At 64.5% G+C, this 11,393-nt stretch carries 12 protein-coding genes; 1 reads left to right on the top strand and 11 read right to left on the bottom strand.

What is annotated here, in order from left to right:
- Nucleotides 1-5: 5 nt before the first annotated feature.
- From ACO06R_RS03935 to ACO06R_RS03885, 11 genes are all read right to left on the bottom strand, one after another.
- Nucleotides 6-794: an SDR family oxidoreductase gene (locus ACO06R_RS03935; protein WP_421856337.1), complete on the bottom strand. Its 789-nt coding sequence runs from the start codon at nt 792-794 to the stop codon at nt 6-8.
- Nucleotides 795-960: 166 nt separating this feature from the next.
- Nucleotides 961-1,983, bottom strand: coding sequence for an AraC family transcriptional regulator (locus ACO06R_RS03930; RefSeq protein ID WP_421856334.1), 1,023 nt, complete (start codon nt 1,981-1,983; stop codon nt 961-963).
- 569 nt (nt 1,984-2,552) lie between these two features.
- Entirely contained in the window at nt 2,553-3,509 is a 957-nt protein-coding gene (locus tag ACO06R_RS03925; protein ID WP_421856331.1) for a glycosyltransferase family 25 protein, read from the bottom strand.
- Between the two features lie 146 nt (nt 3,510-3,655).
- Complete coding sequence (locus ACO06R_RS03920) at nt 3,656-4,435, bottom strand: succinate dehydrogenase iron-sulfur subunit (RefSeq protein ID WP_421856328.1); 780 nt, start codon at nt 4,433-4,435, stop codon at nt 3,656-3,658.
- A gap of 59 nt (nt 4,436-4,494) precedes the next feature.
- Nucleotides 4,495-5,334, bottom strand: a complete 840-nt coding sequence (locus ACO06R_RS03915; protein WP_421856325.1) for a glycosyltransferase family 25 protein — start codon at nt 5,332-5,334, stop codon at nt 4,495-4,497.
- A 95-nt stretch (nt 5,335-5,429) separates the two neighbouring features.
- Nucleotides 5,430-5,747, bottom strand: a complete 318-nt coding sequence (locus ACO06R_RS03910; RefSeq protein WP_421856322.1) for a hypothetical protein — start codon at nt 5,745-5,747, stop codon at nt 5,430-5,432.
- An 84-nt stretch (nt 5,748-5,831) separates the two neighbouring features.
- Complete coding sequence (sdhA, locus tag ACO06R_RS03905; RefSeq protein ID WP_421856319.1) at nt 5,832-7,676, bottom strand: succinate dehydrogenase flavoprotein subunit; 1,845 nt, start codon at nt 7,674-7,676, stop codon at nt 5,832-5,834.
- A 43-nt stretch (nt 7,677-7,719) separates the two neighbouring features.
- Nucleotides 7,720-8,100 (bottom strand): succinate dehydrogenase, hydrophobic membrane anchor protein, encoded by a 381-nt coding sequence (gene sdhD / locus ACO06R_RS03900; RefSeq protein WP_421856316.1) that lies wholly within the window; start codon nt 8,098-8,100, stop codon nt 7,720-7,722.
- 13 nt (nt 8,101-8,113) lie between these two features.
- Complete coding sequence (sdhC, locus tag ACO06R_RS03895; RefSeq protein ID WP_421856313.1) at nt 8,114-8,518, bottom strand: succinate dehydrogenase, cytochrome b556 subunit; 405 nt, start codon at nt 8,516-8,518, stop codon at nt 8,114-8,116.
- A 211-nt stretch (nt 8,519-8,729) separates the two neighbouring features.
- Nucleotides 8,730-9,050, bottom strand: coding sequence for a hypothetical protein (locus ACO06R_RS03890; RefSeq protein WP_421856310.1), 321 nt, complete (start codon nt 9,048-9,050; stop codon nt 8,730-8,732).
- 39 nt (nt 9,051-9,089) lie between these two features.
- Nucleotides 9,090-10,274 (bottom strand): diguanylate cyclase domain-containing protein, encoded by a 1,185-nt coding sequence (locus ACO06R_RS03885; protein WP_421856307.1) that lies wholly within the window; start codon nt 10,272-10,274, stop codon nt 9,090-9,092.
- A gap of 131 nt (nt 10,275-10,405) precedes the next feature.
- Here ACO06R_RS03885 and ACO06R_RS03880 point away from each other — a divergent pair, with 131 nt between their 5' ends.
- Nucleotides 10,406-11,353: an AEC family transporter gene (locus tag ACO06R_RS03880; protein ID WP_421856301.1), complete on the top strand. Its 948-nt coding sequence runs from the start codon at nt 10,406-10,408 to the stop codon at nt 11,351-11,353.
- Nucleotides 11,354-11,393 lie beyond the last annotated feature (40 nt).

Here is an 11,393-nt window from a genome sequence, read left to right as displayed (position 1 = left end):
CGCGTCTATTCCATCAGCTTCGCGACAGCGTCGACCATCCCCTCGGGCCCCATGGCGGTGTAACCGCCGTCCACCGCTATGTCCGTGCCGGTTATGAAGCGCGCCTTGTCCGAGCACAGGAACAGCACGGCCTCGGCGACCTCCTCCGGGTTGCCAGTCCGGCCGAACATGTGGAACGGCGCGGCAACGCCGTCGGTTTTTTTGCGGTCGTCGCCGGTCGCCATCTTCATGATGCTGGACCATGTCCAGCCCGGCGAAACCGAGTTCACGCGGATGTTCTGCGGGTTCAGCTGCATCGCGGCGTTGCCGGTAATGCGCAGAATCGCAGCCTTGGCAGCCGAGTAGGTCATGCGGCCCGGTTGCGACACCTTGCCGGCGATCGAAGCGAAGTTGACGATCGAGCCGCCGCCGCGTTTTTCCATCACCGGCGCAATCTTCTGCGAGAAGATCTGGCCGCCCACGAGATTGATGTTGAGCGATGTGAGCCAGTCCTCGCGCGAGGTCCCGATCCCGTTGTCGAGATAGGTCGAGGCCATGTTGATCAGGCAGTCGACACCGCCAAACCGCTCGACCGCCTGGGTTATGCAACTGTCGATGCTGTCGTCGCTGGTGACGTCGGTTTCAACGAACGCCACCGCGTCGCCCAGCTCCGCGGCAAGCGCCTGACCGTTCTCGACATCGATATCGGCCATCACGACTTTGGCGCCCTCGGCCGCGAAGGCCCGGACAATCGCCTGGCCCAGCAATGTGGACGCCCCGGTCGCGATGACAACCTTTCCGTCAAACTCACCCATGTTCTTGTCCTTCCGTCGGGCCTCTTGGTCTCGAATGGGCTGAGCATGTGCCAAGCGGGGCAACGGCGTAAACGGCGACAACCCCGTCAAACGCCGGGAGCGGCCGTTTCCTGCAGTATTCGTCCAGGAACCGCAGGAATCGGCCAATAGCGGGGCCGAAACCGGGTCAGATCTTCGACCGGCGCAGGGTTTCAGACGGCAATTCGCCGAACTGGCGGGCATAGTCGGTCGCAAACCGCCCGAAATGCGCGAAGCCGAATTCGGCCGCCAACCGCGAGACCCGAACACCGGGTTCGGCGTGCGCCAGAGCATCCCGCACGGCATGCAGCCGCCTGAACCGGACGAACTGCATTGGCGTCATCTCGCGGAACCGCTTGAACCCTTCAAACAATGACCGCTCGGAAACGCCCGAAGCGCGGACCAGATCCCGAATGCGTATCGGCTCCGCCAGATGCGCATCGACATAGGCCTCGGCGCGCCGCACCGATTTCGGCGAGGCTCTCGACAGCGCACCGTCGGCGATCGCGCCCGACAAGTCGTTCGGCAGGCTGGTGAGCACCGCGCCGTGGAACGCATCCTCGATGGCGGCGCTCATCAACGCGCGGCCCGGGCCCGCCGGCTGGGACGCCAGCATGATCAGCCCTTGCAGGCATTGGTGCAGCGGGTTCGTGCCGGCCGACAGGTTCTGCGCGTCGAGATCGAAATGCGGCGAGCGCGGAAGCGAATATCCGAGAAAGCCCTCGAGTTTGGCGGTCAATCTGCGGCGGTCGATCCGCACCACCAGTTTCGTTGTTTCTTCCGACCACACCATCGATGTTTTTCGTTCGGCCGGTAAAATGAGCCCCGTACCCGCCGGCGCCAGATAGGTGTGCCCCCGCTCTTTGACATTCGCCGCTCCCGATACGGGAACGAGAAGCAGGTAGAAGTCCTCGAAGACTTCGGGCTCAATCTCGAGATGCCGGCCGTAGTCGAAGTAACAAAGCGCAAGGCTCTCCGACCGCTTGTAGCGCACATCGATGGGGCGAGGACAATCGCGGCTGGCCGCGTTGATCCGGTGATCGACGAACATATCGCGCACCACTTCGCGCGCCAGGTCCAAATCCTCGCATCCGCGCAAGACCTCCCCGCCTTCCAGGGCCGGGCAAGGGTCGAGCAAAACGTCGGACGCTTCAGGCGATCGATGGTCCATGTTCTTGCGAAACACCGTGAGGCAGAGAACAATTCGTGGCGGATTTTTGCCAATTCTGTCCCATAGCGCAAGTTTCGCCGATTTCGGCCAGGATTGGGTGCCGCCGTGATGCGGATGCCGGTCGGCAATGTCGCAATCCTTGCCAAGGGGCAGGAAGACACACGCAATCGCCGCCGCGCCCCGTTTTCCGAGGCCGGATTGTTCTGGAGCAGGAAGACGGGCGGCCTGAGCATCGCAACGTCTTTTAAGTATAGCGATCCTTAGACCGCCCGCTCGGTGGTCTTGCAGCTTCGGTCGGCGGCCCGGATCGTATTGTCCGGGAAAACAAGACTGCGCGCGCCGCTTCATGCCGCCCCGGCGTGGGGGTTCATCACCCAGGTGAGTCACCGTGTGTTTGACCACCGGCCCTTCGCTATTGCTCCGGGCGTTCGTCGTTCCAATCGACAAATCGTTGTCGATTCGCCGACCTCCGGTCGAACACTCCTCACCCCACCGGGCACCGTCCTTCCCCCTGTGAGCCGGTGTGCACCCAGACTTCCGTGAGAAGGCAAGACAGATGATAGGGGAAGTCAGGAGGCGGTGGATAGATCCCGCAGCCGGTTCAGGACCGCAAGGCGTGCGGGCTCGAGGCGCGGGCTTCGTTTGAGCGGCACGCCGCCGGACTGCCGCCACGCCCTGGCTTTTCGCCGCATGGAAAACAGATACAGCTCAAACCGGCGCAGCCGCGTCAGGGGATAGCGCAGGAAGCTGCTCAGACTGCCGGGCCGGCGTGCGCCGCCTTTTCCGATGACCGATTGCGTGGCGCTTCCGGCAACATCGCGGTCCTTGAAAGACATGAGCTGTGCGACCGGCGCTGGCGACACCTGGGCATATTGCACGCCGGCGAGGATATTCATGTGCGTGTCGGCGAGATAGATACGCCTTTCCGCCAGTTTCAGCAGCCGCGCCGCGACCACCGGCGTGATGTAGTAGCCACCCGTGCCGCCCTCGCCGATCAGTAGGTCGCAGAGCGAAAACCGCCCATCGGCGGTGCGGCCCAATTCGGCGCCCACCCGCTTTCGGCGGGAATGGCACTCGAAATTGACCAACATGTCGGCTTCGCGCGCAACAGGGCACAACTCGCGCAACATCGAACCGAACGCCGGATCGATGACGACGTCATCTTCGAAGATGACGACCGGTTCGCCCCGTTGCACGCAATGCCGCCAGCACGCGACATGACTGAGCGTGCAGCCGACTTCGTTGCGCCGCAGGATCCGGGCGCCACTGGCGCGCATCCGTCGGTAGAAGGCTTCGTCGATGGATGCTCCGGCCACGGCTGAGATGCGGGTGAACGGCAGCCCAAGCAGCGCGAACTGCGCCTCCTGAAACGCCAGCCTGTCCGGGGAAGAATCCAGGTTGACCATGAGGATTTCCGGCAGGTCGCCATCGCGCTCGCATGCCTGCCGAGGCGACGGACCCGTGCCGGCAGCGGTCGCCGACCGCGCCGAAAAACCGCCAGAAAGAGAACCTGCAACGTCAGACACTGTTGAGCACATCAAGCAACCGCAAGCGCCCGATACTCTATCGAACGCTGGCCGTACTTAATATGACGCACCGGAAAAAGCGAGTATGCGCTGCCGGCAGAAGATCTAATCCCGGATCGTTTCGCGAATTCTGCCGGCGACGGGGATCAGACCCGCCGCTCCACCATCATCTTCTTGATCTCGGCGATCGCCTTGGCCGGGTTGAGGCCCTTCGGGCAGGCTTGGGCGCAGTTCATGATCGTGTGGCAGCGATAGAGGCGGAACGGGTCTTCCAGGTGGTCGAGCCGCTCGCCGGTCGCCTCGTCGCGGCTGTCGATCAGCCAGCGATAGGCCTGCAGCAGGGCGGCCGGGCCGAGATAGCGGTCGCCGTTCCACCAGTAGGACGGGCACGAGGTCGAGCAGCAGGCGCACAGGATGCACTCGTAGAGCCCGTCGAGCTTGGCCCTGTCGTCATGGCTTTGCCGCCATTCCTTTTCCGGCGCCGGCGTCTTCGTTTCCAGCCAGGGCTGGATCGAGGCGTGCTGGGCGTAGAAATTGGTCAGGTCGGGCACCAGGTCCTTGACCACTTCCATATGCGGCAGCGGATAGACCTTCACCGCGCCGTCGATCTCGTCCATGCCCTTGGTGCAGGCCAGCGTGTTGGTGCCGTCGATGTTCATCGCGCACGACCCGCAAATGCCTTCCCGGCAGGAGCGGCGCAGTGTCAGGGTCGGATCGATCTCGTTCTTGATCCACAACAGCCCGTCGAGCACCATCGGCCCGCAATCGTCCATGTCGACGAAATAGGTGTCGATCGACGGGTTTTTGCCGTCGTCCGGGTTCCAGCGATAGATCCGGTACTCGCGCAGATTGGCAGCGCCGTCCGGCTTCGGCCAGGTCTTGCCGTCTGTGATCTTGGAGTTTTTCGGGAGTGCGAGTTCAACCATCTGTATTCCTCATACGGCATGAATGTTGAATTGGTTGTCGGCGGCGGCGGGCGAAAGCATCACGCGGCCCCCGCCGGATCGCCCCAGGGCGCGAACACCAGGCGGCCGGGCGCGGAGATCACCCCCCGCACAGCATGCAGCCACAGTGCGACGCGCAGCGAACCGCGCGCCACGCGCAGCGACACATAGTTCCACGGATCGCGCTTCTTGCCCTGGCCGGCCGGCGCGCGGATTGTCGACATGGTCGAATCCTCGCCGGCTTGCCGGACCGCGAACGGCGCGACATGCAGGATCGCAAGCCGGTGCAGGCCGGGGTTGGAGAGAAAGTCGTCATAGGGGATGGTGCGGGTGCCTGCCTTGGCGATCAGCGCCGCAGCGGCAGCCCGCGTCACCAGATAAGCCGCCGAACCCGACGAGGGCCGCAGCGAACGGACAAGCATGTGGCCGCCAACGCGACCGGCCATGAAAGCCGGCCGCCCGCCCTTGCGGGCGATGCCCTCCAGCTTGACGACATCGAAACCGCCCTGCGCGCAGATGCCGGGCAGCAGCGCGGTCAGATCGGTGACCGGCACCGCGTCGTCCTCCAGGATGACGCCATGCGCATGACCGCTTTCCAGGAACATTTCCAGCGCCGCCATGTGGCTCGCGAAACAGGCCTCTTCGACCAGCGAGTGCGGCCGGGCGCGCAGATGGTTCCAGCCGGCGACGTCCGGCGAGGTGGTGGCGGCAAGCCCGCGCTTGGCAAGCACGCCGTCCGGGTCGGAGCGCGCGTCGAGCGCGGATACCCGATGCAGCGGCCACGGCAGCGATGTGAATCCGGCCTCGATGCCCGCCCAGCGTTCAGGCGAACGATCGAGATTGATGGCAAAAAAGCCGAGATCGCAGCCGCTGTCGGCCATCAGAACACCCTTGGCTTCGGCTTCGGCGAGGCCTTGCCGTCCGCTGATCTGGGGCTTTTCGCGAATGCGAGTTCAACCATGATGCAGCGTTCTCGTTACTGGTTCTGGCATGACTGCGGGGTCGCGGTCATGAATGTGGCGATTTCCATCATTTCGGCGCCGGTCAGCGCCATCTGGGCCTGGACCATCGCCGGCTGGTCCTTGCTGATCGCGGCAACGAAAAACGCGAGCTGATTGTCGCTCAGTTCGGAATGAACCTTGTCGAGCACGCAGGCGCAGCCGGATTCAGACAATTGCAGCTCGGTCTTGCAGGATGCGAGGATCACATCGTCGTTTGCCTGTGCGGTGACCGCGTAAAACGCCACCGGCAAGACGGCTGTCAGACCGGCGAGTCTTGCGACTGGATTGGCCATGGCATTTCCCTCCCTTTGACCCATTTCCGTTTCAATGCGTTCCCGGTTCACTGCCCGGACATCCGGCTGTTGCGGATCCTGTCGTCAATACACCCGTGCTTTCGGTTCGATCTTCTTCGGGTCGATGCCGTCGGCGATCAGATCGGTGTGGACGGGTCGGTAGTCGAGCCGGACCTTGCCCGCCTCGTCGACCCAGGACAGCGTGTGCACGCGCCAGTTCTCGTCGTCGCGGCCGGCAAACGCACCCTCGACATAATCCTCGCGGGCATGGCTGCCACGGCTTTCCTTGCGCGCCTCGGCGCCGTAGACCGTGGTGATGGCGTTGGCCATCAGGTTTTCCAGTTCCAGCGTTTCCACCAGATCGGAGTTCCAGATCATCGAACGGTCGGTGACTTTCAGGTCGGAAAGTCCCTTCCACGCCTCGTCCATGCGCCGGCAGCCGTTTTCCAGCGTCTCCTGGGTGCGGAACACGGCGGCGTCTTCCTGCATGGTCTTTTGCATGGTCAGCCGCAATTCGGCGGTTGGCGTACCGCCATCGGCGTGACGCAGGCGATCGAAACGGTCCATGATCCTGTCGCAGGCCGCCTCGTTGAGATCGGGGATCGCCGCTTCGCGGTCGACCACCTCGCCAGCGCGGATCGCCGCGGCGCGGCCGAACACGACCAGGTCGATCAGCGAGTTGGAGCCGAGGCGGTTGGCGCCATGCACCGAGGCGCAGCCGGCTTCGCCGACGGCCATCAGACCGGGGGCCAGCCCGTCGGGGCTGTCGGCGGTCGGGTTGAGCACCTCGCCCCAGTAATTGGTCGGGATGCCGCCCATGTTGTAGTGCACCGTCGGCAGCACCGGGATCGGCTCGCGGGTGACATCGACGCCGGCGAAGATCTTTGCCGACTCCGAGATGCCGGGCAGGCGCTCGGCGAGCACCGCCGGGTCGAGATGGTCGAGATGCAGGAAGATGTGATCGCCGTCCTTGCCGACGCCGCGGCCTTCGCGGATCTCCATCGTCATGCAGCGCGAAACAACGTCACGCGAGGCCAGGTCCTTGGCCGACGGCGCATAGCGCTCCATGAAGCGCTCGCCTTCGGAGTTGACCAGATAGCCGCCCTCGCCGCGCGCACCCTCGGTGATCAGGCAGCCGGCGCCGTAGATGCCGGTCGGGTGGAACTGCACGAATTCCATGTCCTGCAGCGGCAGGCCGGCGCGTGCGATCATGCCGCCGCCGTCGCCGGTGCAGGTATGCGCCGAGGTCGCCGAGAAATAGGCACGGCCATAGCCGCCGGTCGCCAGCACCACCATCTTGGCGGAGAAGCGGTGGATGGTGCCATCATCAAGGTTCCAGGCCACGACGCCGGTGCAGGCGCCGCTGTCGTCCATGATCAGGTCGATGGCGAAATATTCGACAAAGAACTGCGCTTTGTTGCGCACCGACTGGCCATAAAGCGTGTGCAGGATGGCGTGGCCGGTGCGGTCGGCGGCCGCGCAGGTACGCTGCACGGGCGGACCGTCGCCGTAATTCTGCATGTGGCCGCCGAACGGCCGCTGGTAGATCTTGCCGTCCTCGGTGCGCGAGAACGGCACGCCGTAATGTTCCAGTTCGTAGACGGCCTTCGGCGCTTCCATCGCCAGATACTGCATGGCGTCGACATCGCCCAGCCAGTCGGAGCCCTTGACGGTGTCGTACATGTGCCACTGCCAGCAGTCCGGCGTCATGTTGGTCAGCGAGGCGGCGATGCCGCCTTGTGCCGCGACCGTGTGCGAGCGCGTCGGAAACACCTTGGTTATGCAGGCGGTCCGAAAGCCCTGCTCGGCCATGCCCAGCGTGGCGCGCAGCCCGGCGCCGCCGGCGCCAACGACGACCACGTCGAACTTGTGGTCCTCGTAGCGATAGGCGGGGCCCGCCTTGGCGGAATTGGAAGCGTCTGTGTTCATCGAAATTGTACCCCGGGTTGGCGGCCGGGTTCCGCGGCCGGTATCAGCCGCCGAAACCCAGTTTCAGTATCGAGAAAACCGTGATCGCGCCGATCGCGGACACAATGAAGACGTTGAGCATCAGCAAGACGAGCTTGAGCGTCTCGCGGGCCACATAGTCCTCGATCACCACCTGCATGCCGAGCTTGGCGTGATAGAGACCGCTGACGACGATCAGCAGCAGGACGACGGCAACGAGCGGATGGCCGAGCGTCGCGCGCACCTCCTCGTAGGGCGCGCCGATGCAGCACGAAACGATCAGCCCGAAGGCGATCATCAGCGGCACGTTGGCGACGGCGGTGACGCGCTGGCGCCAGAAATGCGTTGTTCCATCGCCGGCCGAACCGAGGCCTTCCGCGCGCTTGTAGGATGTCAGCATGGACATGGTTCTTGCCTCCTCAAAGCACCATCGCGCCGATGACCCAGATCGCGACGGTCAGCGTCACCGACAGGATCAGCGTTGCCCAGGCCATGCGGGTCGCGACATGTTTGTCGAACAGGTGGCCGAGGTCCCATGCCAGGTGGCGCAGCCCGCCCAGCATGTGGTGGATCAGCGCCCAGGTGAACCCGAACATGACCAGAAGACCGAACCACGACCCGAGGATGCCATTGACGACCGCATAGTATTCGGGCCCGCTCGCTGCAGCGATCAACCACCATCCAAACAACAGTGTGCCGCCGTAAAGCGCCACTCCGGTAATCCGGTGGACGATAGACATGACCATCGTCGGGATTGGCTTGTAGATCTGCAGGTGCGGCGATAGTGGCCGGCTGCCTCTGGATGCGGATTGCGATGCGCTCACGATCTGCCGCTCCTCAAAAGTTTCTGTTCGGACATTCCGGTTTTAGGTCGCGACCACCGCCTCGTCAAAGCGCGCGGCGCGTCTGAGCCTTATCCCTTAGTGCGATTTTGGTGCATTGCAACAGCAGGCGCGGGATTCAATCGATTGGAACCGCCTCAGCCGCGACATCGTGCCCGATGACGGTCAAATCATTGTTGCGCAACGGAAATCGTTAACGGTTACATTCCAGTGGCGTCTGGCCGGAAACGAACCATGTGGCAGCGCGCCCTTCCAGGATCAGCGCGTGGATGCCTTCGGCGTAGCGCGCCGACTGGCCGGGCGGGCTGGCCGGCATGGTCGCCGAAAAACCGCGCGTATCGGTCGCAGTCAGGCCGCCGGCGGCCCGGCTGACGGACAGCACCGAGCCGTCGCCGCAGCGGTAATGGGCGGCGCTCGGTTCGGGCAGCAGCGCCGACGGGCTGATTGCCACCGACTGGCAGGCCGGAAGGACGGCGGCGAGCAGCAGCGCCGCAGAGGTTCTGAATAGCGTCATCGGTTTGTGATATGGCGGGGAAATGTGGCCGGCTTGCGGTCAGGCGACCGCGGCGCGGATTTCTGCGGCAGTGCGCTCCGGCTCGCTCACGCAGACCCGGTTGCGGCCCTCGCGCTTGGCCCGGTAAAGCGCCTTGTCGGCGTGACCGGCGGCCGTTTCGAGCGGTTCGTTGACACGCCACAGGGCGATGCCGAAGCTGGCGGTCACGCGCGTTTCGCCAAGGCTGTCATGACGCGCGGCCTCGAACGCGTTGCGCGCGAATTCGGCGTAAAGGCGCGCCATGCCGAGCTCGGCTTGCGGCATCAGGATGACGAACTCCTCGCCGCCCCATCGCACGATGATGTCGTCCTCGCGCGCCGCCGCCGACAGAAGACGCGCGAAATCGGCGATCACCAGATCCCCGGCAGCATGGCCGAAACGGTCGTTGACCGACTTGAAACGGTCGATATCGGCAATAATGAGGGCGTGGCAACCCGCCGAACCGCGCGGACACGCCGCAAGTTCGGAGGCCCGCGCTTCAAGGCCGCGCCGGTTGAGCGCGCCGGTCAGCGGATCGCGGTGGCTGGTCTCGGTGATACCGGTGACGATCTCCATGCCGAACATGACGAACAGGTTGACCGCAATCGCCAGCGCGGCGACCGAGATCGTGAACTGGAAGGAGATCGAGGCGACCGAGCCGGCATAGTTGGCGTAGGTCAGGCTGGCGCCCTCGTACCACAGTACGATGCTGGTGCGCGCCATGAGCTGAACGCCGTTCAGCGCGATCAGCGTCTGCAAGACACGGTCGACCGGACGCACCATGCGGTGGCGCAGCATGACCGCCGGATAGAGGAACATGAACGCCCCGTAGGTGTTCATCAGAAGCGTGCGCGCGGCGATGTTGTCGAACATCAGGCGCATCCAGAACAGGAGCACCATTGCCGCCACCGCCAGTATCACCAGCCGCCGCCAGGGCACTGCCCCCCGGTAGAAGGCGAACATCGCCGCCGCAAACATCGTCGCGGAGACGACATAGGCGCCGTTGATCGCCGGAATGGCGAGGACCTCGGGCATGGCCGGACGCAGAAAGTCGCCGAGCAGGCCGAGCGAACCGAAAATGTAGGAAACGGCGAAGATGCGCGGCGCTGCAATGTCGCGCGCGAATTGCCCGAGGGCCGCGAAGCCCGTGGCGAACACAAAGAGGATCGCCGGGCTCAGCAACTGATAATATGACTGGTCCTGCAACACCCCACCCCCGCCGGCCCCTTCCAAAGGCCGAACCGTACTGGCGACAGACCCTACAGGACGGACCTTGCACTCCGGTTAACCGGCGCGAATGCGATTGGCGGCAGTGGCGTAAACCGTTAAGGCAAAACATGCTTTCCATTCTCGCCACCGTCGCGCCCGTCTTCCTGTTGATCGCCATCGGCTATGTGGCGGTTCGCAGCGGTTACCTGCCGGACGGGCTGGCCGAGGCGCTCAACCAGTTCGCGGCACGGCTGGCGGTGCCGGTGCTGTTGTTCAGCGCCATCGGCAGGCTCGACCTCGGCGAAGCCTTCGCCGCGCCGGTGCTGATCGGCTTTTATGCCGGCGCGTTCACCTGTTTCGTGATCGGCATCGTGATGGCGCGCAGCGTGTTCAAGCGCCGGCCGGGCGAGGCGGTCGCCGTCGGCTTCGCGGCCACTTTCTCCAACTCGCTCTTGCTGGGCGTCGCCATCGTCGAGCGCTCGCATGGTGCGCCATCGCTTACCTTTGCCTTCGGCATCATCGCCGTGCACGCACCGCTGATCTACACCGTCGGCATATTGACCATGGAACTGATGCGCCGCGACGGTCGCACCCTGCCCGAAACGCTGACCGTGGCCGGGCGCTCGATCCTCGCCAATCCGCTGATGATCGGCATTCTGGCCGGGCTGGCGCTGAACCTCTCCGGCCTGACGCTGCCCGAGCCGGTGACGGTGGCCAAGGACATGCTGTCGCGCGCCGCCATTCCCGTCGCCCTGGTCGGCATCGGCGCCGGCATGACCCGCTACCGGCTGCGCGCCAATCTGCCGGAGGCCGGCATGGTCGCCGTGCTGTCGCTGTTCCTGCACCCGGCCATCGCGTTCACACTGACGCATCTGGTGTTCGACCTGCCGGCCGATGCGGTGCGCGCCGCCGTGACGCTCGCCGCCATGCCGCCGGGCGTCAACATCTACCTGTTCGCCACGCTCTACAACCGCGCCATCGATCTTGCCGCCACCGCCTTCCTCTTGGCGACCATGGCCTCGGTCGTCACCGCGACGCTGTGGCTTTACGTGCTGGAGCGGGCGCTGGGGGCATGAAGTCTATCTACCTTTAGGTCAAAACACTTGCACACCGGCG

It is taken from the genome of Oricola sp. (assembly GCF_965230365.1).
Lineage (GTDB): Bacteria > Pseudomonadota > Alphaproteobacteria > Rhizobiales > Rhizobiaceae > Oricola.
This window is presented reverse-complemented; position numbering and strand designations above follow the sequence as displayed.